Raw genomic sequence first — 24,733 nt, 5'->3', positions numbered from 1 at the left:
TTAAGTTGTACAATAAAAGAAAACGATTACAAAATCAAGGAGGTTCCTATGAACACAGAACAACTCAAGCAAGCCTTTCTCGATGTGTTTGGTCAAGAGGCGGATGCAACTTTCTTCTCACCTGGTCGGATTAACCTGATTGGTGAGCATACAGACTACAACGGTGGTCATGTGTTTCCTGCGGCTATTACTTTGGGGACTTATGGGGCTGCTCGCAAACGGGATGACCAGCTACTACGTTTTTATTCAGCTAACTTTGAAGAGGTTGGTGTGATTGAGGTAGATTTGAACAACTTAGTCTTTGATAAGGCGGACAACTGGACCAACTATGCCAAGGGTGTTCTCAAATTCTTGCAAGAAGCAGGGCATGTCATTGATACAGGTATGGAAGTCTTTGTTTACGGTAATATTCCAAATGGTTCAGGCTTGTCTTCATCAGCTTCCTTGGAACTTTTAATCGGCATTATCGCAGAAGAATTGTATGGACTTGAATTGACTCGTCTTGATTTGGTGAAAATTGGTAAGCAAACGGAAAATCACTTTATCGGTGTCAATTCTGGGATCATGGACCAATTTGCGATCGGTATGGGAGCGGACCAACGTGCCATTTATCTGGATACCAATACACTTGAATATGAATTGGTGCCATTGGATTTGGGGGACCATGTGATCGTCATCATGAACACCAACAAACGTCGTGAATTGGCGGATTCTAAGTACAACGAGCGCCGTGCGGAATGTGAAAAAGCTGTAGAAGAATTGAATGCAGTCTTGACTATTCAAACTCTAGGTGAATTGGATGAGTGGACCTTTGACCAATATAGTTACTTAATCAAAGATGAAAACCGCATCAAGCGTGCCCGTCACGCTGTATTGGAAAACCAAAGGACCTTGCAGGCTCGTAAGGCCTTGGAAGAAGGAGATTTGGCAACCTTTGGTCGTCTGGTCAATGCTTCCCATGTTTCCCTGGAGCATGATTATGAAGTGACAGGTTTGGAATTGGATACCTTGGCTCACACAGCTTGGGAGCAAGAAGGGGTTCTCGGTGCTCGGATGACAGGAGCTGGTTTCGGTGGCTGTGGCATTGCCATTGTCCACAAGGATAAGGTTGAAGCCTTCACGGAAAATGTCGGCAAGACCTATACTGAAGTGGTTGGCTATGAGCCAAGCTTCTATGTAGCGGAGATTGCTGGTGGCTCTCGCCTTTTATCTCGAAAATAGATTGGAGAAATGATGGCTGGATTGGTGGATCGTTTTGTTGAGCAGGTTATTGCCAACAGTGATTTTGAAGAAATGGATGCCCTTTACCTGCGTAATCGAGTCTTGGCTCTGGTGGGAGACCAGGTTCTGACTGTCCAAACGGAGTTAGAGGACTTGATTGAATTAAAAGATGAGCTATTGGCTCATGGAGTTCGAACTGGTTTTGTTGGAGAATTGTTGGAAGAACAGGACATGGTTGGGGCTTGTTTGATGGACTTAATCACGCCAAGTCCTAGTCAGGTCAATCGTGATTTTTGGCAGACCTACCAGGATAGTCCAGAGCAGGCTGTGGCAGATTTCTATGCCTTGAGCAAGCGAAATGACTATATCAAGGTGGCGGCTGTTGCCAAAAATATCTATTATCAAACACCGACAGACTACGGCAATCTTGAAATTACCATCAACCTGTCCAAACCTGAAAAAGATCCTAAGGCTATTGCGGCGGCTCGCTTAGCAGAAGCTTCTAATTACCCTCAGTGCCTGCTTTGTATGGAAAACGAGGGCTATCAAGGTCGGATTAATCATCCAGCACGCGCCAACCACCGCATTATTCGCTTAGATCTTGGCAAGGAAAAGTGGGGCTTCCAGTATTCGCCTTATGCCTACTACAATGAACATGCTATTTTCTTGAACCAAGAGCATGTGCCTATGGTGATCAGTCCCCAAACCTTTGAACAGCTCTTGGACTTGCTGGACATCTTTCCAAATTATTTTGTCGGGTCCAACTCAGATCTACCAATCTCGGGTGGCTCCATCTTGACCCATAATCACTATCAGGGTGGGCGGCACAGTTTTGCCATGGAAAAGGCGCCGCTAGAACGCCAGCTGGTCTTTGACGGCTTTGAGTCCATATCTGCTGGCATTGTCAAGTGGCCTATGTCGGTTATTCGTTTGAGCTCGTCAGATAAGTCAGCGCTATTGAGCCTGGCGGCTAAGATTTTGGAAAAATGGCGGAGCTACTCAGATGATGCCGTTCAGATTAAGGCTGAAACGGATGGCACTCCTCATCATACCATTACCCCGATTGCTCGGAAGCGAGGGGATGTGTATGAGTTGGATTTGGTTCTCCGCGACAATCAGACTTCGGAAGAATTTCCAGACGGCATCTATCATCCACACCCAGATGTCCAACATATCAAGAAAGAAAACATTGGCTTGATTGAGGTCATGGGCTTGGCGATTTTGCCACCACGTTTGAAGGCGGAATTGGCTGAAGTTAAGAAATACTTACTAGGTCAAGACAGTCAGGTAGCAGCCTACCATCAGCCTTGGGCGGATAGGTTGAAGGCTGAGCATCCAGATGTGACAGAAGAAAGGGCTGAAGAAATCATTCGAGCATCTGTCGGACAAATTTTCGCCCGTGTCCTAGAAGATGCTGGTGTCTACAAACGAACTCCAGAAGGTCAGGCAGCCTTTATGCGCTTTGTGGAGTTTGTGGGCCTCAAAAAATAATGACAGCAAAGAGTGGGACGGTGTCCTACTCTTTTGGTATAATGGGACTATTGACACGAGATGAAGGAGTTAGGATGACAGAAAAAAGATGGGGAACCTTGATAACCTTAATAGCAGGGATTGCCTGGGGCTTGTCAGGGGTGAGTGGACAGTATTTAATCGGACGAGGCATGTCTGTACAGTTGATTACCTCCATGCGCCTGATGGTTTCAGGTCTTGTTTTGCTCGGTCTGTGTGCTGTGACAGCTAGGAGAAATTTGCTTGCACTCTTGAAAAATGGACGCGCCGTGCTAGCTGTATGTCTTTTTGCCTTGTTTGGTCTAGCCCTCAATCAGCTGGCCTATTTACAAGCTATTGCTTATACAAATGCGGCGACGGCAACAGTTCTCCAATACCTCTGCCCTATCTTAGTGCTAGCCTATACCTGCTTGAAAGATAGGCAAAGACCGACAGGGGTCGAAGTGATTTCGATTGTCTTGGCAATTGTAGGAACCTTTTTTATTGCAACCCATGGACAGTTGACGGAACTAGCGATTACCCCGCTTGGTTTAGCATGGGGACTTTTCTCAGCCCTGACCTATGCTCTCTATATTATCCTACCTGCCCAAGTTATTGACCAGTATGGTAGTTTGTCGGTCATTGGTCTGGGGATGTTGATGGGAGGGTTGATGGTTACTTTTGGTTTACAGACCTGGCAAGAACCCCTTCAATTAGATAGTGGAAGTATGTTTGGCTTAGTGGGGATTGTTGGTGTCGGGACCATCTTTGCCTATACAGTCTTTCTCAAAGGGGTTACCATGGTCGGCCCGGTCAATGCCAGCTTGCTAGCTTCTATTGAACCTGTTGCTTCCATTATTTTTGCAGTGTGGTTGGTTAATGAGGTTTTTACGAGCATGGATTTAGTCGGTATGGTTTGTATTCTACTAGCAGTTTTGCTGATTTCGCTAAAGGATTTTTTGATTACGGAAAAGAGTATTGGTTAATATACTCTTTTTTGGTATACTAAAGTAAAATACATAAGAGGAAATTGCAATGATAAGAGAATTTTGTTCGGAAAACCATGTAGATCTTGCCAAAGCTATCTCAATGGGTACCCAGCGGATAGAACTTTGTGATAATTTAGCAGTTGGGGGAACAACGCCAAGTTATGCAGTGATTAAATCCGTTTGTCAACTGGCTCATGAGAATGAAGTCACAGTCATGACCATGATTCGCCCTCGTGGTGGTGATTTTTGCTACGATGAGGCAGAGATTGAGATGATGGTGGAAGATTGCAAAGTAGCTAAAGAACTGGGTTCAGATGGTTTAGTATTTGGTGTTTTAACAGAGGATAATTGGCTGGATCAAGTCACTTTGGAACGCTTGTTTGCTGTATCGCAGGGGTGCCAAATTGTATTTCACATGGCTTTTGATCAAATCCCTCGCCAACGTCAATTTGAGGCTATTGATTGGCTGGCAGCTCATGGAGTGACACGGATTTTGACAAGAGGCAGTTTGACGGGGTCTGCCTTGAACAATGTCGATTGGTTGCAGGAGCTTGTTTCCTATGCCCAAGGTAAGCTTGAAATCTTAATTGGTGGTGGCTTGACAGTGGACAATGTGCCTGAATTACTAGAAAAAATACCTGTGGATCAGGTTCATGGAACTCGTTTGTTTTGGTAGCGATGAATTACTTGTATTCATATACTTGGTGTAAATATGTAACAAAAGTTGTATGTGTCCTGAATTGGGAGAATTGAATAAATAACATTGAGAGAACGTGAAAAGCGTTCTCTTTTGTTTTTTCTCATACTAACTCTCGGAGGTTCAATTATGAAATCAAATCATAAAAAATTGCGTGCTAAACAAAGACAATCAAGAAATATGGTTATTGTGTCATTGATGAATGATACAGGATGGTCACGTGAAAAAGTAGTTGAATCTTTGAAGGAACTTGAAGAGTATAACTTGATTAAGTTTCCTGAACAAGGTGGTATGATGCTGAAAGTTGGTGAGGTAAGATAATGGCATACGGAAGAATATCCTTAGAGCAAGCACTGAATAGCGACAATTTCTATCAGCTTCCAAAAGTGGTTATTAAATCTAGTTATTACCGCAAACTGAAAGCAGAAGCTAAGTTGATGTTTATGCTTTGCCGTGACCGTTTAAGTGCCTCGCTTGATAGCACTCGTAAAGGTGACTTACGATTCGTGGATGATTTGGGCGATATTTTTATTTATTACAACATTGAGGACTTGTCTGAAGACCTTGGTTGTGGTCGAGATAAAGTCATGAAGTTGAAAAAAGAGTTAATTAAATATGGGCTGATTGATGAAGTTAGACAAGGTTTAAATAAGGCTAATCGCATCTATGTCAAGAACGCTATCACAGATATTCAAATTCTTAATATGGAATTTGAGGAAGCCCAACAGCTCTTAAATCCAGTGAAATCAACGGAAGTCGAAAAAGCCGACTTCCGGAAGTCGGAAAATACGACTTCAAGAAGTCGTGGAATTAGACTTCAAGAAGTCGCAAATTACGACTCAACTTATACTAAAGTGAGTGAGATTAAAGAGAACAATAATAAAGTCAGTCATTTTGATGACGATGAGGAAATAGTTTCTCAAACTTTTGAAGAAGAAAAAATATATTCTGCTATTTCAAGAAAAGTTGATAAAGCTACCAAGTATGACCGTGAGTATATCTATGAGTTGGTACATGACCAGTTGCTAAAAGAGAATTTTTCTCAGACGTCTGCTGATTATGCGATGATTCATTTTGATACACGTTATCAATATGCTTTAGAAAATATGAGATTTGCTTATTCTTCTGAGGTGATTGCTGAATATGTTTTCAATGGCATATTAGCTGAAATGAATCAAGTGATACGCAAAGAACAGAATAAAGGCGTAGGATAATTATTCTTTTCAGGTATAACGTTATTTGACCTGAGCAAGTCGTGAAACTACTTGCTGACCATTGACAATTGAATACCCCCTCTGCCCTGATACAGCGTGACTATGAGATACAAAATTGGGGGCGGAGTGTAAAACTAGTTATCTAGTCTCAGTCACAAGTTGCATTTTTCGCAGGTTTGCCGTTATGACCATAAACGGTGCGTATGAAACACGGCTATAACCAAAAGGAGGTTATACAGCATGGGTGTAAATCAACCTAAATTTATTCGAGAAGGAGAAAAGAATGAATAAATTTGAAGACCTTGCAAACAATGACGTTTGCATCAGAGACTTAACACAATTAGGACGTGAAGGTGGTGCTTCAGCCTATCTTGACAGTGGTGAGATACTCACGTTAAAGCCAAAATATGGCACGCTGAAAAGAAAAGGCCATGTTGCAGGAAAACCAATGACCGTTGAGCTCAAAGTCGAGTACAAGGATGTCTTTTCAGCAATTCGCACGATTGAACGAAATGGAATTTTAGTTGCGAGAAGGTGTCGCTTCGGTTTGACCAATGTTCTGAAGTTGACAGGGACAGGATATCACCGCACTAGAAAACGACAAACAGGAGGAGATTGATGACGGATTGGAAGAATGGGAATGGTTGGAGTTTTGAAGACCAACAGGAAGCAAGAAACCAGTCTGACCGTCACCCGAAAAAAGATAATAATGAGCCTATCCGTTTTGAGGTGGTTGAACATATTGCAACCTTATCCACCACTGAGACAGGATGGCAAAAGGAACTTAATATTATTTCATGGAATGATGCTGAGCCAAAATATGATATTCGGTCATGGAAAAATGACCATTCACGAGTTGGCAAAGGTGTCACACTTTTCAAGGACGAGATGAAAGTCCTTGCAGATGCAATTAAACAAATCAATCTAAACAAAAATCAGAAAGAGGATTAAAATTATGGATACAGCAGTTAGTGTTTTTAGAATTGTTCAAGTAGTAGTTGGTATTACAGGTCTTGTATGGGTTCTTACAGGAGCTATTGACTTTTTTGGTGGTCGTAACAATAACGACTCTATGCGCCAAGAAAAAGGTGGCAACTCAATGGTCAACGGTGGAGCAGTAGGCGTGATTGGCGCTGCTGTCTGCCAAGCTATCATTACAATGCTTCAAAGTATTTCTGTATAAGTCGAAAGGAGCTAGAGTGAATGGATAATATCACAAATTCTCTAGCTGAATATAGTTCAACAGTCAATCAGTATGCGGATAAAATTGGAAATGCGTTGTTACCAGTAGCATCTATCTTGATTCTAACCTTCTTTCTCTTTGATATTTTGTCATGGAATCGCAGGTTAGGACAAGAAGGTGGTAGCTTGACCATTCAGCTTTGGATGGAAGTAGCGCTAGGCTATGTGATAGCTTTTCTCTTGGTTTACAACTTTTCAGAAATTTTCGATTTTATCATCTTGGTATTTAATAAGGGAATAGCTCTTGTCAATGGTGTATTACCTAAAAAAGATTTCAGCTCTGACGTTGACACTTCAGGCATCAGTGGATGGATTTTTAAGCAAATTGTTAGCATAGTGGCAAAAGCAACGGAGTTTGTCGCAAATGTTAGTGCTAAAATATTGGTCTTTATGAGATTCTTCCAAATGTATATTTTGAAAGCGGTCGGACCACTCATTATAGCTTTCTTCATGTCAGAACAAACAAGGCAAATTGCGATTAACTTTTTCAAGCTCTTTGCATCTTACGCTTTACAAGGCTTGCTTCTGGTCATTATTGTCAAGCTCTATCCTGCTTTGGTTACGGATGATATGCTTAAGGCTGGTGAGGGAGATTGGGTGACAGCTTTTGCATCAATTGCGAAAAGTATTGTCTATATCATTGCGCTCTTTGGTAGCCAACGTTTGGCAAAAACTCTCTTAAATGCCATGTAAAAGCACGTAAAATTTGGTAAAATAGATATATTGGGAGGTGAGATTATGTCAGAAACCAAGTATCATTTTAGACGAGAAGGGAATCACTTTAAGCTGTCATCGTCTCTAAATCGTTCAGAACAAGCTGAAAGACCTACGCCTGTTCAGCCAATAGCTCCTAAGCGAGCGAAACGCTCAATTTGGTCTAGAATTGGTTCGTTCTTTGGGATTCTTTTTTCAGGAATTGTGATGATTTTAGGTTTCTTGATAGCGACTCCCTTTTTCCTCTTAAGCGTTCTTTTGAACTGGATTAAGTTGTCTATTGGGTTTGCTATTTTTTGGGTCATTGCTTATATTGTTTATGACACTATTGTCTTAAGTAATTCCTCGCTGGATGTTCAACCGTTTAACAATACAGTTATTTTGACCATCATGGCTTTAGGCTTAATTGCTTCAATCTTTGTAACCATAGCTCAAATAAGAGAATAACCAAAACTGAATATGTTGAACAAACACTTTGCCTTGCAAGGTGTTTTTATTGTAGCTAGAAAGAGGTTTTATGAACAAACTAGGAAGCGAGTTCCTAAAGGAGTTTGACAACTATGAAAGACCGATAGCTTTTGGCATGACCAAACGGCTATTAGTGATGATGGTTGGCATAGGGATAGTGGTCAGCATCACTATCACCATTTCCTTAATGGGACTCTCGGACATTTTCATGTACCTTGTGGCGCTTCTCATTGCCCCGCCCTTTGTTATTTATGGGCTAGGTTTTGATGAATCATTCAAAGATAAGGTACTGTTTAATCTCAAAGTCCAAAAACGGGCTTATATTACTGAATTTGAGGAAGGAGAGGAGTTCACGACTGATGATTTTAAATCTTGGAAGAAAATCAAAGAAACTGACGAAAGCTGAAAAGGAACGTAAAGCACGGCTGAAACGCTCCTTGAAAGCTTCAACTCAGAATACAATTAAATACAATAGCCTATTTGAAAATGGGCTGATGCACATTGCAAAAAATGAATGGTCACGAACCTACCGCTTGGGAGACGTGGCTTATCTTTCAGCCAATCAGGATGAAAAGATTGACGTGATTGACACACACGCCGAAGCGCTCAACTCACTAGATGCAGGGACGACTTTTCAGCTCTTAGTTATCAATCGCAGGATTGAAGACAATGCCGTTGACCAAATCAAATATGATGAAGTGGGTGACGGCTTTGATAATTTTCGTAAGGAATACAATGAGATGATTGAAAGCCGTTTTTCAAGTGATTCAAAGAATTTTCAAGTTGAAAAATATGTCACCTTAAAGACAGAAGCCTACAATCGAGGGCAGGCAGATGCTAACCTGAGTGAATTAGGAAACTCCCTTGAAAATCAATATTCTCAGATGGATATTGCTTTTGAGGAAATGGACGGGAAGGCACGGCTAGATGTGTTTGCGGAGCTACTTCTAGGGAAGCACAAACTTCCGTACACTTTCCGAGATATAGCCTTGTCTGAATTGCATACCAAAGATTTTATCGCCCCTAACAGGCTTCATTTTTTGGAAAATCGTTTCCGTATCAATGAAGGGGTCGCTAAGGTCATGTATGCCCGAAACTTCCCAACCTTCCTGACTGACCGCATGATTAAGAACTTAACGGATATTGGCGTCGAATTGGCTATCACGGTTCAAGCTGAACCCTATGAGCCTTCAGGCTTCATGAAGAAGATTAACAACGCTGACACCACTATCAAGGCTGAAATGGTTAAGGCACAACGGTCAGGTGCACAGGAAGGGATTGACCAAGAATTGGCGGTTAGTGGTCGAGCACGTGAAGTCTCTGAATCCACGAGACGGTGGAAGGAAGAGATTGACGATAATGACCAAAAAGCCTTTTCAGGGCTGATTGCCATTTATTTTAAGGCTGAAGATGAAGAGGAGCTGAAAAGTATCACGGATAAAATTCAGACCGCTTCCCGTAAGGTGGGCGTAGATTTTCAAGAATGTTATTACTATCAGGAGGAGGGGCTGAACACCATCCTTCCTATCGGTCATACCTTCTTAAATGTCAAACGTCGATTTGTTCGTGATATGACAACAGCCAACCTTGCGACTCAAGTTCCCTTCACTAACGTTGACCTCAAATCAGAAAGTGAACGGGCGCTATACTACGGACAAAATCAACTGTCTAATAACGTTATCACAGTTGACCGTAAGGCTGACCTGAATACAGGGTCAGGCGTGGTGCTTGGGTCTTCAGGGTCAGGTAAATCTGTTACCGTGAAGACTATGGAAATTATCCCAACCTACCTGAAGAACCCTGAAGACCGTATCATCATTGTTGACCCTGAAGATGAATACTCTGATATTGGGCGAGAATTTGGGGCGCAGTTGGTGGATATTTTCATCGGGTCTAAGTCTCATTTGAATCTGATGGACTTGCCTGATGTGAGTCAGCTGAAAGATGAAGATGATGACCCTATTGGGGATAAGTCGAACTTGCTGATGGGGTTGTTTGAGTCAATTCTTGACGAAGTGGGAGATATTCAATACACGATTATTGACCGTGTGACTCGTGAAACTTACAAACGCTTTGAAGGAGTTGATAGAACCCCAACCCTCAAGGATTGGCATGATATTCTTCAAGAGCAAGAAGAACCTGAAGCACATGAGCTAGCCCTGAAGTCAGAAATCTATGCCAAAGGGTCACAGAATATTTTTGCGCACGAAACAAACGTAGATATTACTGACCGCTTTGTGGTCTTCAACCTGAAGCGCTTATCAGGAAAACTCAAACCCTTTGCCATGATGGTTATTCAAGACTATATTTGGAATCAGGTTGTCGCTTCACAAGGGAAGTTGACCACTCGCATCTACTTTGACGAGGTCCAACTGTTCTTCAAGGAAGAAGCACAGGCAATCTTCTTTACAGAACTTTATTCTCGGGTTCGTAAATATGGAGCGATTGCAACAGCCATCACTCAAAATATTGAAACCCTGATGAATAAAGAAGAAGGGCGGAAGTTGGTCTCAAATAGTGAGTTTATGATTCTCTTGAAGCACAAGAAATCTGACCTTGAAGCTCTTGCAAAAGCTATTACATTAACGCCAACCCTCATCAGGTATATTGAAAAACCAAAAGCAAAAGGGACAGGCTTGATTGTCGCAGGTCAGGTGGTTGTTCCTTTTGAAAATCCTATTCCTAAACACACAAGACTGTATGAGCTTGTGACCACAGATGCTTAGGAGGTGTACCGTTGTCAAGACAAACAAGACGAGACCTCCGAGATGCCAAACGTGAGTACAAGGAAGCCAAGTCTGACCTCAAGACAACGAAAAACAGCTATAAGCAGGCTGAAAAGAGGGAAGCACGGCTTCTGAACCCCAAAACGGATGCTGAAAAGCGTTATTTGGGACAGAAAACAAAGGCAAGACGGACGGTCGCTAGTAAAGAACTTGAAACTCTAAGAGAGAATAAGAAGAGCGCTAAATCTAAAAAGCGCCAAGCGATTCAACGAAACGGAGGGACAAACCTCCAAAAAGTCGGACGAGTTGCGCATCATCAGGCTTCTCAAGCCGTGGATTCTGCTTTTCAGGATAATGACGTTTTAGAAGATATTGCTTCAGCCCGTCAGAATATTCGCAGAACACACGCTGAAGTGAGACAAGCTAAGAAGTTGGGCAATTATACCGTCAAGATTGGAAAGGGTGCAACACGGGGCATATACGGGGCAGGAAACCGCATCTATAACCTTTCCCGTGGTCGAGGATTTACAAGAACCCCAGTCGCCAATCGATGGGAAACCAAAGTCAAAACCAAGTATGACCGCTTACGGATGCGCTGGCGTACCTCAAAAGCGGGTAAAACTGCAAGCGTCACTAAAAAAGTTGGGGCAAAAGTGGCTAAACCAGTCCTGACAGTGCTGAAAAATCCCTTATCAGCCAAAGCCTATCTCATCATGTTTCTTGGGTTCTTCCTCATCGCCCTTCTTGGGGCTATTACAGGTGGCGGAAGTAGCACAGTATCACAAAATGAATTTGACCTCACGGACACTTGGACATACTTGTCCAAGATTGACCGTGAAAAGTCAAATGATGAAGTGGACTATTGGACAAATATTAACGACATTATGATGTTTATGGGGTATAAACATGAAGACTTTACCCTAGATGCCAAGTATGACGAAAAAGACAAAAAGTGGTATCAAGTCAAACATTCATATAGAGATTTATTGTCTGATATATGGGAGCAGTTAAACGGGGATAAAGATAACTTGAAGACGATGGCGGATGTTTACACGTCAACGGATAACAAGTATCTGAAACTCAGTAAAGATGCTATCTCAGATTATGATGAAATCCTAGCCCAAACTAAACAGGTTGGCTATTATATCACTTATAATGACCTTGACAATCCTTTCAACAACCAAGTCAGCGATGAAGAGCTTTCTCCAATCCGTATTGATAAACGCTTTGGCTATACGTCTAAAGACAAGATGTATAACGGTTCTATTTTGCAGGCAAATCAAGGTGACAAACTCTATGCGGTTATGGAGGGAAGGGTCACTATCAAAGGGAAGGATGTGACCATCAAGACCAAAGATGCTCAATTCACTTATAAAAAAGTGGCACGGATTCGAGTTAAAAATGGAGACAGGGTCAAGGCAGGCGATGAAATCGGTGAAGTGAGTGATATGGCTGGTCAAGAAGTCTATTACAAGAAACTCAAGAACAAGAAAAAGAAAGAATGGGCTTGGGTCAATGTCGGCTTTTACTTGCCAAAAGTAGAGTACAATCAGACCACATCCGTCATCTCAAATATGGATATTAATGGTGATATTGGTAAGAAAATCACCGACATCTATAACTATCTGAAGAAAAAAGATGATACCATCACTATCAATGGTGTCTCGGCGATGCTTGGAAATTTTTGGACAGAAAGCCATATTACAGCTAGACGTGCGGAAGGAGACCATCTAAGTCCACCGATTGGAGCATCGGGAAATTCATGGGATGATCCAAATTGGTTGTCAATAAATGGTCCGTCAATTTATGACGGTAGACACCCCAATATTCTCAGGCGTGGACTAGGCTTGGGTCAATGGACGGATACAAAAGATGGTTCTACACGACATACTGCTTTACTAAACTATGCTAGGTCAAAAGGAAAAAAATGGTATGACTTAGAACTTCAGTTAGACTTCATGTGGGACGGAGATAGTCCGTATTATATTCGGACACTTAAAGATATCCTTCATTCAAAAGAAGATGTTAAAAAGCTAACTCAAGATTTTCTTATTTTTTGGGAAGGAAATGCTGGAGATAAGTTATTGGAACGTCAAAATAATGCCCAACAAGTGCAGTCCTTTCTGAAAAATCCGTCTTCAGGTAGGACGCGAGGTGGAAGCGCCACCCTTCAAGCATCCTGGAACTTTCCAACAGAGTACACAGCAAAGTTAAAATCATACCCATCATCAGCCACTGTTACTTCTAGTTTGGCAGGAAATACCTACCCTGTTGGTCAATGTACATGGTATGTCTATAATCGTTTAGTTGAAGCAGGTTCCCCACATTACAATTGGCTAGGAAACGGTCAAGATTGGGTAAGAAATTTAGTTGCGAAAGGATGGAGATATAGTGACAAACCTGTCGCTGGAGCGGTTATGTCTATACAGGGAGGCTTTTGGGGAACAGATGCTAGATATGGACATGTTGCTTATGTAGAGTACGTTAACCCTGATGGAACATTTCTAATCTCGGATTGTAACATTAAGGGGATTCAAAATAAAATTCATTGGGGCGTTTGGACGAATCAAAGTTATTTATCATTTGCGATACCCCCAAAATAGTCAAAGAAGAAAGGAAGATTATGATAGATTTGAAAAAGCTCAAGGCTTTGAAAATAATCAGCTATGTGTTTTTGGTCATTGTGGCTGTGGTGGTCGGTGTGGGAATCGGTCAAACCCTGTCAGGTAGTCCAAATAAAATTACCAAAATAGAAGCTCAACAAGAGACCATAGAAACAGCCCTGACTCAAAAGCAGGTCGAGGATTTCCTGATTAACTATTTCACTAAAAAAGACCTTGGAGAGAATCGAAACCGTTATAAGGAATACATGACATCAGGTCTTTATCAACAAGAAATTGCTAAAGAAGAAGAACCCACCAGCCTAACCTATAAAGGATTTGTCGTTGACTTTAAATACAAGTCATCTGAAATCTTTATCAATCAAGAAAAATTGTCTGTCATCGTACAAGTCAACTATGTTAATACGCTTCTTGATGAAAAGAAAAACTATGATACCGCTCAAAAGGATGTGATGAATAAACTTACGCTTCGGCTCACTTATGTCAATGAGAATGGAGCATTTAAGGTCAATAAGATGGAATCAATCATCTTGACTGACCAAAGTGGAGACTACGGAATCTTAGATAACACTACCAAGTCATCAGAAGAGACAGAAAGCTCTTCAGAAGACACGTCAGCATCTGAAGACAGCACTGAATCCAGTTCTGAAGAAGATGCTTCTTAACATTAGTAACCGAAAAGGAGAAAAAGAATGGTCACTAGAAAATCACAAAGCCAAGGGCTGAAAGCAAAAACAGAAAAATTGGAAAAAGAGCTTGAAAAAGTACAATCTCAAAAAGATCAACTGGTCACCAAGGAAAAAGAGCTGACTAAGCAATTGAAATCCACTAAAGCTGAATATATTGTCGCTTTGATGACTGAATCAGGCAAATCTATTGAGGAGCTGGAACGTTTCGCCAAAGATACGGCTGAGGATGCTACTGAGAATGGTGGTGACGGTTATGTTTCGAATCACTAATCTTCAAACCCGTCAACAAGAAACCTGCGCTAATCGGGATGAACTCCTGTCCGTTATCAATGAAAAATCGGTTTGGGCAGAAGACCGAAACGAGCTTATCACGCTTCAGCTAGAGCAAGTGGCAGAAGATGGGGAGGTTCTTGATAATAGGAGCTTGTCTCTTCCTCTTCAGTTTATCGTAGAAGAAGCCCTAGATGGCTTTGGTTTGAAAAGGGAGAAGAAGGGCTTCACTTTCCTTCAGCGCCACAAGTCCCAACCAAAAAATAACGTTTCTGAGGAGGTTTATGAAGACTCATCCATGGAAAACATGGAACAGGGGCTTACAGCGCCAATCTCAGCACCGAAGGAATCAGAAGAGAGTCTTGAAGCCCCTGAAGAGGAGGTAAGACCAAATCCGCATCGTTTGGAACTTGGTCAACCGTCAGCCAAACCTAAGACGGTCAAATCCCCTAAAGGAGGGAAGAAAAAAGGCACGTCTCCCCGAATGCCACATCAACCAAAAGCAAGACCAGCATCAAGGGGGCTTGTTTGGAAGGTACTAGCGGTTGGAGCGCTAGGCTTGTCTCTGGCTTCATTTGCCGTGCTTCAGAAACAAACTCAAATGATTAAAGCGCTTGAAGACCGTATGACCTTTGAAGAGAATCAAGGGCAGGTCGAGGTGGTCGGTAGGTTCTTCATTGCTAACTATTATTCAGGCAGTGATGACAACCTCAAGGATTTCTTGAGTAAGGACTTGAAGGCTGAAGGCGTATCAGCCAAAACAGATGAACAAGTGCAATCCACCATCTATGAAAGTGTTTCAAAAACTAAAGACACTATCAACGTGACCTTTGTGGTCACAACTAAGGGTGACACTGTCAAGACTGTCCGCCTAACCCTTCCTTTTCAGGAATCAGAATCAGCCACTTATGGCTATGTGTTAGTCGGTCAGCCTAAGTTCTCTAGTTTTGGAGAATAACTATCACTATTAAAAGCATGATTAAAATAGCTATTTTAATCACTATAAAAAACAAGAGGGAAACACAATGAAAAAATGGACAAAAATGATGACACTCTACTCAGTTGCCGTATTGGCTTCTGCTAGTTCACTGACCGCTTTTGCGGATGAAAATGTGCCCGTGACAACGGACACCCCAGCGGTGGCAGTTGAGCCAACACTTGGCAATTCAGAACCTACCCCAACAACCCCATCAGATGATACGACTGTTCCGACAGTCCCAACTAACCCAGTAGAAACGCCAACAGTGCCAACAGACACAACAGGGGGCGATGTGGTGACTCCTACTGACCCGAATGTGACCGTTCCGACAGAACCATCCACAACAGAACCAACGGACACCACAACGGTCACACAGCCGTCAGATACGACTGTTCCGCCAACAGATGGGACAACTGAACCAACAAAACCAAGCACTACGACTGAGCCAAGTGAGCCAGCCCAGCCAACAGAACCCACCACAACAACAGAACCATCATCTGATGGCGATGGGACAGTAACCGTTCCAACGGTAAACGGAGGGACAACAACACTAACCCCAAATCCATCTGTTCCAACCAATAACCCAGCTGTTTCTGCTCAAACAGCGGTTAATGCAGGAGCTAGTCAAGTTGGGACAACGTCAACAGTAACAGGTCAAGTGGTTTCTAACGTGACTCCTTCAGCACCCGTTTACACCAACACAGGCTATCAAATTGTCTCCACACAAAATAGCCAAGTTGTGGTGGCATATAACGATGGTACAACAGCAACAGTTGCTCCTGAAGTGGTAGGAGGAGTTGTCAATGCGGACAAGACAATTTCTGTTAAGACCAATACAGGTGAAACAAAAACACTCCCAACAACTGGCGAAAAGGAAAATACAATGCTAACAATTTCAGGAATTATCATGATGCTAGGAGCGTTCTTATTCAAGAAAAAAATGGTCAAAGATAATTAAGTCAAATCAAGCGTTTAATCACGAGAGATTAAGCGCTTTTCTTTTTAGAAAAGGAGGACATAAATGGACCAAGAACGAGTCGGGATGAAAATAGCGGATGTTTACAAACTGACAGGAGAACTCTTCCTGAAGGCACTCTATTACGCTATTGAGAATGGCTATCAAAACATAAAAACCTATGCGGAGAATAAGACCTTTTCGGACAAAACCAACTGGAATCAGTTCATGGCGACAAAGGAAACCAAGCATTTTGAAACGTTCTTGAATAGCGAAGTCAATTCGGAGCGGTTGGAAGAGTACCTGAAAGGGTATGATGTGGGCTTTTCTATCAAGGACAATGGCAACGGGTCAAGTACGATTGCCATCGATGCGAAAAATGTTCAAGCCCTAGAAGCAAGCTTTAAGGGGGTTATCAATGATTTGACTGACCCCAACAAGGCAGAAAAGCTCAAGGAAAACCTTATTAAAAGCCCTAAAAACATGACTGTGACTGAAAAGCTAGCCTATTACAAGAAACAGGTCAAGGCTGAGATTAAGGCAAAAGCAAAAGTCAAAGACAAAATGCCTAAAAAGGCGCTTGCTAAAGATGAAAAGGGGTTATAGATGGTCACAGAACAGAAGAAACGAAAATTTTTACCCTATTTGATTATCGGGTTAGTCGTCTTTTATATGATGCATTGGTTAGTTAAACTTTACACCATTGCCCCAGCTACGGAAGGCGTGGTCTTGTTTGACAGCGCCCGTTTAGATTGGATGATGGCGAACTGGACAAGTAAGTCATTGATTGATTTTTCCTTTACTCAGCCGAGCCTATACGGTGGCGGAATTGCCTTCTTCATCGTTTTGATGTTTTACTTTCGTCTCAACGACAAAGGGCGCTATCGCTACGGGGAGGAATACGGGTCGGCAAGGTATGCCACGGTCAAGGAGATAGCTTCCTTCAGGGATAAAGAACCTGAAAATGATATGATATTCTCTCAAAACGGACGGATGGGGCTATTCAATAAGCGACTGCCTTTTAACAGACAGTTAAACAAGAATACCCTGACAGTAGGGTTGCCAGGGGACGGGAAAACCTTTACCTTTGTAAAGCCTAACTTGATGCAGATGAATAGTTCTTTTGTCATCACTGACCCGAAAGGGCTTCTTGTCCGTGAGACGGGAAAGATGTTGGAAGACAACGGCTATAAAATTAAAGTCTTTGACCTTGTGAACCTAACCAATTCTAACCAGTTCAACGTCTTTCACTATATGCACGATGAGCTAGATATTGACAGGGTGGCAGAAGCCATTATCGCAGGGACAAAACGCTCTGATAATACAGGCGAGGACTTTTGGAATCAGGCGGAAATGCTTCTGATGAGGGCGCTGATAGGCTATCTATACTTTGACGGGAAGGTGCTAAAAAAGTATGAGCCAAACATTGCTCAAGTCGCAGACCTTTTGAGAAATATCAAGCGTGAGGATGAAGAAACGCCTAGTGTGGTTGAGCGGATGTTTGATGAGCTGGAAGAAGAGCTACCGAATAACTACGCTAACCGTCAATGGGAGCTTTTCAAAAGCAACTTTGAAGGTAAAACCATGACTAGTGTTTTATCTGTGGCTTCTTCACGATTTGCGGTCTTTGACCATGATGCCGTGAGAAACTTGACCGCCCGTGATTCAATGGAGATGGAGAAGTGGCAGACAGAAAAAACAGCTGTCTTTATTGCCATTCCTGAAACGGACAAGTCGTTCAACTTTATTGCGACTACTATGTTTACCATGATGTTTAGACAGCTTCCTATGACGGCTGATGAAATCCTTCAGGGAAATCATCCAACCTGTAAACCTGAAGACCTACTTCATATCCGCTTAATTTTGGATGAGTTCGCCAACTTTGGACGTTTCCCTAATTTCACGGAAACCCTTTCTTCAGTTCGTTCTCGTGAGATTTCGATTGATATTATTATTCAAGCCATCAGCCAGCTGAAGGCACTCTATAAAGACCAGTGGGAGACTATTTTCAATAACTGTGCTACCTTGGTCTATCTGGGAACAAATGACAAGGAAACCATGAATTATTTCTCAATGCGAAGCGGGAAGCAGACCATCAATGTCAAAAACCAATCACAGACACGAGGAACACAAGGCTCAAGCAGTCAGTCTATTCAGACTATCCAACGTGACCTATTGACTCCTGATGAAGTGGCACGTATCGGAGTAGATGAAGCCCTTATCTTTATCTCAAAACAGAATGTTTTCAGGGATAAAAAGACAAACGTGCTTCAGCATCCAAGAGCCAAGGAACTTGCTAATAGCCCAAGTGATGCGAATTGGTATCGGTACATCCGTTCCATGAATGATATGGATGATTGGGATGCCAATGTCAATCATGAACGCTTAATTGAAACTAATGCAGATAAAATCTTAGCGACTGAACTTCCTTTTGAGAAAGTTGCCTAGATTGATGTTAAAACCTGTTAGGCTGCCTAACGGGTTTCGTTCGTCAATTACGTCAATTACCTGGATACCAGGAAGGAAGAAAGTTCGGAATTCAAGTCAAAAATCGGAAACCTGGTTTCAATTTTTGTTCGTAAAATGGAGGAAAAACATGAAGGAAACAAGACAAGATACGAGGGGGATAGGCTATTTTGAAACCATCTTTTCAGCTGTTGATTTAGCTACAATGGCTGAAGTTCTCAGACAGTTTGCGTTTGAGCAGGAGGTCACAGAACAGAGTAAAGATGGGGAGGTCTTGAATCAGTTTATTTCAACACTGATAAAGACTCTTGACTTAGACAGTTTTCAAGCAGTCGCTCCCCAGCTTTTCAGCTATCCAACTACTTATCGGGGAGTCCTTGAGGTTGAGGAGGTCAAGGCAACTGAAGAGGAACTGAATTATCTGAAGGACAATATTGATGCGCTCCTTCAGGAAAAAATAGAGGTGATGTAAAGTGAAATACGTTGTACTTGCTGAAAAGCCTGACCAAGCCAAAAAGTACGCTCACGCTTTGGGTCAGGCAACCAACGAAAAAGGAGCATGGAAGGTCAAGACAGACCTATTAGACGGTCAAGTGACAGTCGTTTCAGCCGTTGGTCACTTGGTCGAGATAAAGAATCCTTATCAGAACTATGAAAATTGGGACTTGGCTAACTTGCCAGCCTTCCCTGAATCCTTTGAGTATGAGGTTAAGGCTGATAAGAAGAAGCAGTTTAATCTGATTAAGCGTGAGGTCAATCAAGCAGACAGTATTATCATAGGAACAGATGCAGACCGTGAAGGGGAGTCTATCGCCTATCTTATTTTAAGGATGATTCCAAATGCTCTGAAGAAGGTCAAATATCGTCTGTGGGTCAATTCCCTGACAGATGCAGGGATTGTCAAAGCTTTTCAGCACCTGAGACCAGCGGAAGAAACCCGACAATATGCAGAAGAAGCGGAAGCACGTGCCAACTCAGATTGGTTGGTCGGCTTTAATTTTAGCCCTTGGACATCATTGAAGCTCCAGGAGTTAGGTTATTTAGGGGAGAAGGAGAAGAAGTTTTCAGTTGGTCGAGTACAGACACCGATTGTTTCTCTAATCGTTGAAAATGACCTGGCTATTGATTCTTTTGAGCCTAAACCGTTTTGGAAGGTAGAACTGATTGATGATACAGGGACAATCTTCAAAAACAACACCAAATTTGAGACCCTAGAGAGCGCACAGGAGGTTCTAAAGGTTCTTGGGGGATATTCGGTCGTTCAATCTATTCAAAGCGAAAATAAGGCGGTTTCTGCGCCAAATTTATACCATTTGACAAGTCTTCAATCAGAAATGAGTAAGAAATATCACTTTGATTCAGCTTATACCCTTGAAATAGCTCAAAAGCTCTATCAAAAAGGGGTTACGTCTTATCCACGTACTGACCACAAATTGATTACCCCTAATGAATTTGAATACCTGGTTAAACACCTTGACGATTATAAAGCTATCCTGGGTATTGAAGCTGATTTACCTAACGTTAAGCCACGGAAGAAGTATGTGCAAGATAAACAGATGGAGCACTATGCCATCATCCCAACGGAAAACATGTCAGACGTGAGTTCACTTGAAGGAGATGAAAAAATCATCTATACGGAAATCCTCAAGAGAACTCTTCTCATGTTTGCTCCTGATTACCGTTACCAAGCAACACAAGTGACACTTGATAACAATGGGAATACCTTCAGCGCTAAAGGAAATGTGATGACTAATGAGGGGTGGACAAAACTAGCTGAAAAGGAAAATAAGGATTCCGTCTTACCTATTTACCAGGAGGGGGCTAGAATAGCCACTGAAGCCCAAATTAAGGAAGATAAGACAAAACCACCTGCAAGGCTAACAGAAAGCAGTCTGCTTGATGACGTGCTTCCTAAGTACAATTTAGGAACACCTGCAACACGAGCAGGCATCATTAAGACCATTATTGACCGTGACTATATCACACGTGACAAGAAGACAGGTCAACTTTTCCCAACAGATAGGGGGAAAATGCTTGTCCTTTTCCTGGATAATCTTGAAGTGATGTACACCAATCCTGAAACAACTGGAAAGTGGGAAACAGCCCTTCAGTTAGTTGGTCAAGGTCAAAAGTCTAAAGATTGGTTTATCGAGCAAACCAAAAAAGCCATAAGAGCACAATTAGAGAAAGGAGCAGGATAGATGGCAAGTATTGAAGAACTGAAGCAGCTATCCATTTTAGAGGTAGCTGAGAGCTTAGGAATGCAACTACACCGAACAGGAAGCCATACTTACGCTTGGATGGAACACGATTCTTTCACTATCAACGTCAGGGACAACTATTTCAACTGGTTTGCCCGTTCAACTGGTGGGGATGTGATTAAGATGGTTCAAGTTGTTCAAGAAGAACTGACAGGCGAAAAACTCTCTTTTAAGCAGGCAAAACACTTTCTGGAGGAAGGCAGTTTTGACGTGGTTGATGTGACAAACGTGTCTGAAAAAGAACCCTTCAGCTATTATCTTGAGCCTTATGAGACCAAATTCATTGAAGCGAGGGACTACCTAAAAGACGTGAGGGGCTTGTCTGATAAGACGATCGATTTTTTCGGAGAAAAAGGCGTCTTATCACAAGCCACTAAAAAGACGGGTGACTACTTTGAGCCAGTCATCGTCTTCAAGAGCCTAGACCGTCAGAATGAAGTCATAGGCGCATCTCTACAAGGCATTAAGGAAAATCATGAGCTATACGAAAGAGGGCGCTTAAAACAGATTATGAGGGCTTCAGATGGCATGACAGGGATGCACGTTGATATTGGGACACCAAAGCGCTTAGTCTTTGCGGAAGCCCCAATAGACTTGATGAGTTACTATGAGCTTCATCAGGACAGCCTTCAGGATGTCCGTTTGGTGGCGATGGATGGTTTAAAAGAATCAACGGTCAGCCGTCATGTGGCGGAGTTATTGGCTGAGACAGGCGCTATTAAAGGTGAGGTCGAACAAGATAAAATTCCAACCTTCTTAGCTAAGATGGCTGAGGTCACAACATTCTTTCACGAAGGCAAGCATCAGGATTTTATCACGCTTGCAGTTGACAATGACGTTGCAGGACGTAACTTCATTGACCGCTTGACCGCTAAAGGGATTGGCTTGACTCAAGACCTCCCACCGAGAGCAGAAGGTCAGGACAAGATGGACTGGAATGACTACCTGAAGGAGAGCAAAGAAAAAGCCCATGACCGAAGTCAAGGGCTGAATGAGCAACAAAAAAAGGAGAGGACGTATCTGCACATGGGTTCTTTACAGCCCGAAGCTGAAGGTAGCACCGCACCCGTACTTGAAACAAGTACCTTTGAACGCTCTGTTACCAGTCGTCCTACCATATCCTCTCAGTACCTACATTTTAGCATAACTGATGAGCTAAAGTCAAGAAGAACACGTCTTGAACATTCTGTCACTCAAAGGGAGCTAGACAAAATCAATAGGCGAGGTCATGATATTCAGGAAGCGGCCCGATTCTATCGAGACGAGTTGGCGAATACCACTGTTAGCTATTTTACATCTGATGGAAATGTGGCACAAGTCAATTTTCAGGAGAAAAACTTCATGCACTTGACAGGATTGAAGCCGTTGGGGGAAGGACAGACACCTGAGAAGACACTACATGATTTTGCGAATGGAGGAGAGCTGACGTATCGGGATATGTTACTGTCTAACGATGCTTCAGCCCTTAATAAAATCAAGGTGCTTCCTGACTTGAGTGTCGCGCTAGAATTAGACTCTTTTTATTTTGATAATCTACAAGGTATTGAGCGGTATCAGGGGCGTTTTGATAGCCTTATCAAGGCAGATGATAAAGATATTATGCTTCTGTTTCGAGCAGATACAGAAGATGGAACAGTCCCAGTCTCAGTCTTCAAGGCTAGAAAAATCCTGAATTCTGAGCTGGAACAAGCTACCAAAAATGAAATCATTGGGATTTATCGTGAACGTGATGGGGTGATAGAAGAGATTGCTCTGAAGCAGGAAAAAGTCACAGATGGCGGTAAAGCAATGATGGAAACGCTAAAGGAACTTCACTTTAAAGATGAGTTTAAATCACCCAAATTAAAAGGAGGAAAAGAAACGATGCAACAATATCCTTATGTAACAATCACATTGGACAAAATCAAAAATCAAGCTAGCTTTCATTACAATTGGACAGTTAGCGAGGAGGAGGTTTCAAAACTCAATCCTTATCAGTACTTAGATGATAATATAGTTATATTTGAAGCTGTATTGAAAGAGTATCCTGAAGCGATTCAAGATAAAGTCGTGGACTTAAGCGACCCTAATCTAACGGATGCTTTACTACTAAAATCCCCCTTAACATTTACAGATGCATTGTCTAACTTTTTTAACCGGACGGAAGAAATGGAACGTGACTCAGATGGGGATGGTATTTCTGATGAGCAGGAGAAAAATCAGGGAACAAATCCCCTTAGCCCTGATACAGATGGTGATGGAAAATCTGATAATGAGGAAGTTGGTTATGGGTCAAGTCCTTTAGATGTTGACCATCCCAATTCTCAAAATTCTTCATCAGTAAAACCAACTAGAACTGTCGCAGAACTGATTGAAGCAAAAGACAGTAAAGGACTTTCTCAGCTATTGAAGGATGGTGTCAATGATTATTTTGAATCAGATACCTACAAACAATACCTTGAGACAATGAGCAAGTTTCACAACTATTCTCCGAGAAATATTCAGTTGATTATGACTCAAAATCCTGATGCTTCTCACGTGGCTTCTTTCAAAAAGTGGAAGGATGATTTTGAAAGAAATGTCAATAAAGGCGAGAAGGCTTTACGAATTTTTGCCCCGATTACGCTAAAAAGAAAAGACCCGAAAACCAAAGAGCCACTACTTGATGAGAATGGCAATGAACAAACTTACACGTCCTTCAAACTTGTCCCTGTCTTTGATGTCTCACAAACCAGCGGAAAAGAATTAGCTAAACCTATCTATGACCTTGAGGGAACTTATGAAGATTATGGCAACCTCTACAAGTCAGCAAAAGAGGTTTCAGAAGCTAATGGCGTACCACTTTCTTTCAGCAATGACACAGGAACAGCCAATGGATATTATTCTCCTAAAGACAATCATATTGTGATTAAACAAGGGATGTCTGAGCAACAGACCCTAAAAACTATTTTTCATGAAATGGCACATTCAGACTTGCACAATTTGGAAAAATTACAAGAAGCGCCACTGAAAAGAAGTACCGCAGAACTACAAGCAGAGTCAGTCGCTTTTGTCGTTGCCAGCCATTACGGACTGGATACAAGTGAGTACAGTTTCGGTTATTTGGCAACATGGTCACAAGACCCTGAAGGGCTATCTGACCTTGAAGCACAAATCAAAATTGTCCAAAAAGAAGCAGACAGCTTGATTTCAAGAATTGATAAATCACTTGAAAAATACCAAAATAAGGAACTGACCAAAGATGCTTTTCAGGAAAAACTGAAGCGATTGAAAACTAAAGAAAAGGAAAAATCAGTTGAGCCTAAAGAGAAAGCGCAGGCGAAAGACGAGCCAAAAAAAGCGCAGAAGAGCGACAACGAGATGAGCCTGTAAAAGACCTTGTCGCTCAATTATCAGCAGGCTTTATGAGTCGTAGAAAACAAACGGAGGACTAACACCATGAACGACACTATCGAAACAACCCTACTTCTCAACCTCTTCTATTTTGAGAATGGAGCGTATGCAAGAAATGACAATTTCATTGAAGCCAAGCGCAGAAAAGCCATCGCCCTTTTAGATGAGGATGCGGATGAACTAAAAGAAATTGACCCTGATTTAGCTGAAGAATACCAAGAGACTATTAGCTATCTTGACTCTCTTTCAGATGAATCATATCAAGAACTAAAAGAAGAATTGCTGTCACGAGTTGACAGCAACTAATGTCCGAGAGGACACTCAGGGGTTTGGGGATATTCCCCAAAACTTGAAAGATTGA

Annotated in this window: 24 protein-coding genes; all 24 read left to right on the top strand. The window is 42.1% G+C overall.

Annotated features, from left to right (window positions below):
• Positions 1–48 precede the first annotated feature (48 nt).
• Positions 49–1,221: a galactokinase gene (locus tag C1G49_RS02195; RefSeq protein WP_105124440.1), complete on the top strand. Its 1,173-nt coding sequence runs from the start codon at positions 49–51 to the stop codon at positions 1,219–1,221.
• A gap of 9 nt (positions 1,222–1,230) precedes the next feature.
• A complete protein-coding gene (gene galT, locus C1G49_RS02190) occupies positions 1,231–2,712 on the top strand; it encodes a UDP-glucose--hexose-1-phosphate uridylyltransferase (protein WP_105124439.1) in 1,482 nt (493 codons plus the stop codon).
• 74 nt (positions 2,713–2,786) lie between these two features.
• Positions 2,787–3,695, top strand: coding sequence for a DMT family transporter (locus tag C1G49_RS02185; protein WP_105124438.1), 909 nt, complete (start codon positions 2,787–2,789; stop codon positions 3,693–3,695).
• Positions 3,696–3,744: 49 nt separating this feature from the next.
• Positions 3,745–4,374, top strand: coding sequence for a copper homeostasis protein CutC (locus C1G49_RS02180; RefSeq protein ID WP_105124437.1), 630 nt, complete (start codon positions 3,745–3,747; stop codon positions 4,372–4,374).
• A gap of 150 nt (positions 4,375–4,524) precedes the next feature.
• A complete protein-coding gene (locus C1G49_RS11140) occupies positions 4,525–4,716 on the top strand; it encodes a hypothetical protein (protein WP_024396470.1) in 192 nt (63 codons plus the stop codon).
• Complete coding sequence (locus tag C1G49_RS02170; protein WP_105124436.1) at positions 4,716–5,609, top strand: replication initiator protein A; 894 nt, start codon at positions 4,716–4,718, stop codon at positions 5,607–5,609. Before C1G49_RS11140 ends, C1G49_RS02170 begins: the two co-directional genes overlap by 1 nt.
• Positions 5,610–5,892: 283 nt before the next feature.
• Positions 5,893–6,228 carry a hypothetical protein gene (locus C1G49_RS02165; RefSeq protein WP_105124435.1) on the top strand — a complete coding sequence of 112 codons (336 nt, stop codon included), beginning with the start codon at positions 5,893–5,895 and terminating at the stop codon, positions 6,226–6,228.
• A 98-nt stretch (positions 6,229–6,326) separates the two neighbouring features.
• Entirely contained in the window at positions 6,327–6,560 is a 234-nt protein-coding gene (locus C1G49_RS02160; RefSeq protein WP_029749933.1) for a YdbC family protein, read from the top strand.
• Between the two features lie 4 nt (positions 6,561–6,564).
• Positions 6,565–6,792, top strand: a complete 228-nt coding sequence (locus tag C1G49_RS02155; RefSeq protein ID WP_024396466.1) for a hypothetical protein — start codon at positions 6,565–6,567, stop codon at positions 6,790–6,792.
• 20 nt (positions 6,793–6,812) lie between these two features.
• A complete protein-coding gene (locus C1G49_RS02150; RefSeq protein WP_105124433.1) occupies positions 6,813–7,544 on the top strand; it encodes a type IV secretion system protein in 732 nt (243 codons plus the stop codon).
• Positions 7,545–7,589: 45 nt separating this feature from the next.
• Positions 7,590–8,012 (top strand): lactose transporter, encoded by a 423-nt coding sequence (locus C1G49_RS02145; protein ID WP_238595835.1) that lies wholly within the window; start codon positions 7,590–7,592, stop codon positions 8,010–8,012.
• Between the two features lie 70 nt (positions 8,013–8,082).
• Positions 8,083–8,439: a PrgI family protein gene (locus C1G49_RS11135; RefSeq protein ID WP_172041059.1), complete on the top strand. Its 357-nt coding sequence runs from the start codon at positions 8,083–8,085 to the stop codon at positions 8,437–8,439.
• A complete protein-coding gene (locus tag C1G49_RS02135) occupies positions 8,393–10,759 on the top strand; it encodes a VirB4-like conjugal transfer ATPase, CD1110 family (protein ID WP_105124432.1) in 2,367 nt (788 codons plus the stop codon). The genes C1G49_RS11135 and C1G49_RS02135 overlap by 47 nt, the downstream gene beginning before the upstream one ends.
• Positions 10,760–10,770: 11 nt before the next feature.
• A complete protein-coding gene (locus C1G49_RS02130; protein ID WP_105124431.1) occupies positions 10,771–13,362 on the top strand; it encodes a phage tail tip lysozyme in 2,592 nt (863 codons plus the stop codon).
• A gap of 20 nt (positions 13,363–13,382) precedes the next feature.
• A complete protein-coding gene (locus C1G49_RS02125; RefSeq protein WP_105124430.1) occupies positions 13,383–14,045 on the top strand; it encodes a hypothetical protein in 663 nt (220 codons plus the stop codon).
• Positions 14,046–14,072: 27 nt separating this feature from the next.
• Positions 14,073–14,339, top strand: coding sequence for a hypothetical protein (locus C1G49_RS02120; RefSeq protein ID WP_105124429.1), 267 nt, complete (start codon positions 14,073–14,075; stop codon positions 14,337–14,339).
• The gene (locus C1G49_RS02115) at positions 14,323–15,297 is read left to right on the top strand and encodes a hypothetical protein (RefSeq protein WP_105124428.1); all 975 of its coding nucleotides are present in this window, start codon (positions 14,323–14,325) and stop codon (positions 15,295–15,297) included. The genes C1G49_RS02120 and C1G49_RS02115 overlap by 17 nt, the downstream gene beginning before the upstream one ends.
• 67 nt (positions 15,298–15,364) lie before the next feature.
• Positions 15,365–16,276: an LPXTG cell wall anchor domain-containing protein gene (locus C1G49_RS02110; protein ID WP_105124427.1), complete on the top strand. Its 912-nt coding sequence runs from the start codon at positions 15,365–15,367 to the stop codon at positions 16,274–16,276.
• A gap of 63 nt (positions 16,277–16,339) precedes the next feature.
• Positions 16,340–16,879, top strand: a complete 540-nt coding sequence (locus C1G49_RS02105; RefSeq protein WP_105124426.1) for a hypothetical protein — start codon at positions 16,340–16,342, stop codon at positions 16,877–16,879.
• Positions 16,880–18,721 carry a VirD4-like conjugal transfer protein, CD1115 family gene (locus C1G49_RS02100; RefSeq protein ID WP_105124425.1) on the top strand — a complete coding sequence of 614 codons (1,842 nt, stop codon included), beginning with the start codon at positions 16,880–16,882 and terminating at the stop codon, positions 18,719–18,721. It begins immediately after the preceding gene.
• A gap of 148 nt (positions 18,722–18,869) precedes the next feature.
• Positions 18,870–19,211 (top strand): hypothetical protein, encoded by a 342-nt coding sequence (locus C1G49_RS02095; RefSeq protein ID WP_024396454.1) that lies wholly within the window; start codon positions 18,870–18,872, stop codon positions 19,209–19,211.
• A 1-nt stretch (position 19,212) separates the two neighbouring features.
• Positions 19,213–20,940 carry a DNA topoisomerase gene (locus tag C1G49_RS02090; RefSeq protein WP_105124424.1) on the top strand — a complete coding sequence of 576 codons (1,728 nt, stop codon included), beginning with the start codon at positions 19,213–19,215 and terminating at the stop codon, positions 20,938–20,940.
• Positions 20,941–24,351 (top strand): PBECR4 domain-containing protein, encoded by a 3,411-nt coding sequence (locus C1G49_RS02085; protein WP_105124423.1) that lies wholly within the window; start codon positions 20,941–20,943, stop codon positions 24,349–24,351.
• Positions 24,352–24,417: 66 nt separating this feature from the next.
• Entirely contained in the window at positions 24,418–24,678 is a 261-nt protein-coding gene (locus C1G49_RS02080; RefSeq protein WP_024396451.1) for a hypothetical protein, read from the top strand.
• Positions 24,679–24,733 lie beyond the last annotated feature (55 nt).

The sequence above is a fragment of the Streptococcus suis genome (assembly GCF_002960625.1).
Taxonomy (GTDB): domain Bacteria; phylum Bacillota; class Bacilli; order Lactobacillales; family Streptococcaceae; genus Streptococcus; species Streptococcus suis_T.
Note: the sequence above shows the minus strand (reverse complement) of the source record. Positions and strands in the feature narration are given on the sequence as shown.

Bases quoted from the DNA above. Each gene is read 5' to 3' on its own strand.
- C1G49_RS02195 (WP_105124440.1), top strand. From the start codon at position 49: ATGAACACAGAACAACTCAAGCAAGCCTTTCTCGATGTGTTTGGTCAA.
- galT (WP_105124439.1), top strand. From the start codon at position 1,231: ATGATGGCTGGATTGGTGGATCGTTTTGTTGAGCAGGTTATTGCCAAC.
- C1G49_RS02185 (WP_105124438.1), top strand. From the start codon at position 2,787: ATGACAGAAAAAAGATGGGGAACCTTGATAACCTTAATAGCAGGGATT.
- C1G49_RS02180 (WP_105124437.1), top strand. From the start codon at position 3,745: ATGATAAGAGAATTTTGTTCGGAAAACCATGTAGATCTTGCCAAAGCT.
- C1G49_RS11140 (WP_024396470.1), top strand. From the start codon at position 4,525: ATGAAATCAAATCATAAAAAATTGCGTGCTAAACAAAGACAATCAAGA.
- C1G49_RS02170 (WP_105124436.1), top strand. From the start codon at position 4,716: ATGGCATACGGAAGAATATCCTTAGAGCAAGCACTGAATAGCGACAAT.
- C1G49_RS02165 (WP_105124435.1), top strand. From the start codon at position 5,893: ATGAATAAATTTGAAGACCTTGCAAACAATGACGTTTGCATCAGAGAC.
- C1G49_RS02155 (WP_024396466.1), top strand. From the start codon at position 6,565: ATGGATACAGCAGTTAGTGTTTTTAGAATTGTTCAAGTAGTAGTTGGT.
- C1G49_RS02150 (WP_105124433.1), top strand. From the start codon at position 6,813: ATGGATAATATCACAAATTCTCTAGCTGAATATAGTTCAACAGTCAAT.
- C1G49_RS02145 (WP_238595835.1), top strand. From the start codon at position 7,590: ATGTCAGAAACCAAGTATCATTTTAGACGAGAAGGGAATCACTTTAAG.
- C1G49_RS11135 (WP_172041059.1), top strand. From the start codon at position 8,083: ATGAACAAACTAGGAAGCGAGTTCCTAAAGGAGTTTGACAACTATGAA.
- C1G49_RS02135 (WP_105124432.1), top strand. From the start codon at position 8,393: ATGATTTTAAATCTTGGAAGAAAATCAAAGAAACTGACGAAAGCTGAA.
- C1G49_RS02125 (WP_105124430.1), top strand. From the start codon at position 13,383: ATGATAGATTTGAAAAAGCTCAAGGCTTTGAAAATAATCAGCTATGTG.
- C1G49_RS02120 (WP_105124429.1), top strand. From the start codon at position 14,073: ATGGTCACTAGAAAATCACAAAGCCAAGGGCTGAAAGCAAAAACAGAA.
- C1G49_RS02115 (WP_105124428.1), top strand. From the start codon at position 14,323: ATGTTTCGAATCACTAATCTTCAAACCCGTCAACAAGAAACCTGCGCT.
- C1G49_RS02110 (WP_105124427.1), top strand. From the start codon at position 15,365: ATGAAAAAATGGACAAAAATGATGACACTCTACTCAGTTGCCGTATTG.
- C1G49_RS02105 (WP_105124426.1), top strand. From the start codon at position 16,340: ATGGACCAAGAACGAGTCGGGATGAAAATAGCGGATGTTTACAAACTG.
- C1G49_RS02100 (WP_105124425.1), top strand. From the start codon at position 16,880: ATGGTCACAGAACAGAAGAAACGAAAATTTTTACCCTATTTGATTATC.
- C1G49_RS02095 (WP_024396454.1), top strand. From the start codon at position 18,870: ATGAAGGAAACAAGACAAGATACGAGGGGGATAGGCTATTTTGAAACC.
- C1G49_RS02085 (WP_105124423.1), top strand. From the start codon at position 20,941: ATGGCAAGTATTGAAGAACTGAAGCAGCTATCCATTTTAGAGGTAGCT.
- C1G49_RS02080 (WP_024396451.1), top strand. From the start codon at position 24,418: ATGAACGACACTATCGAAACAACCCTACTTCTCAACCTCTTCTATTTT.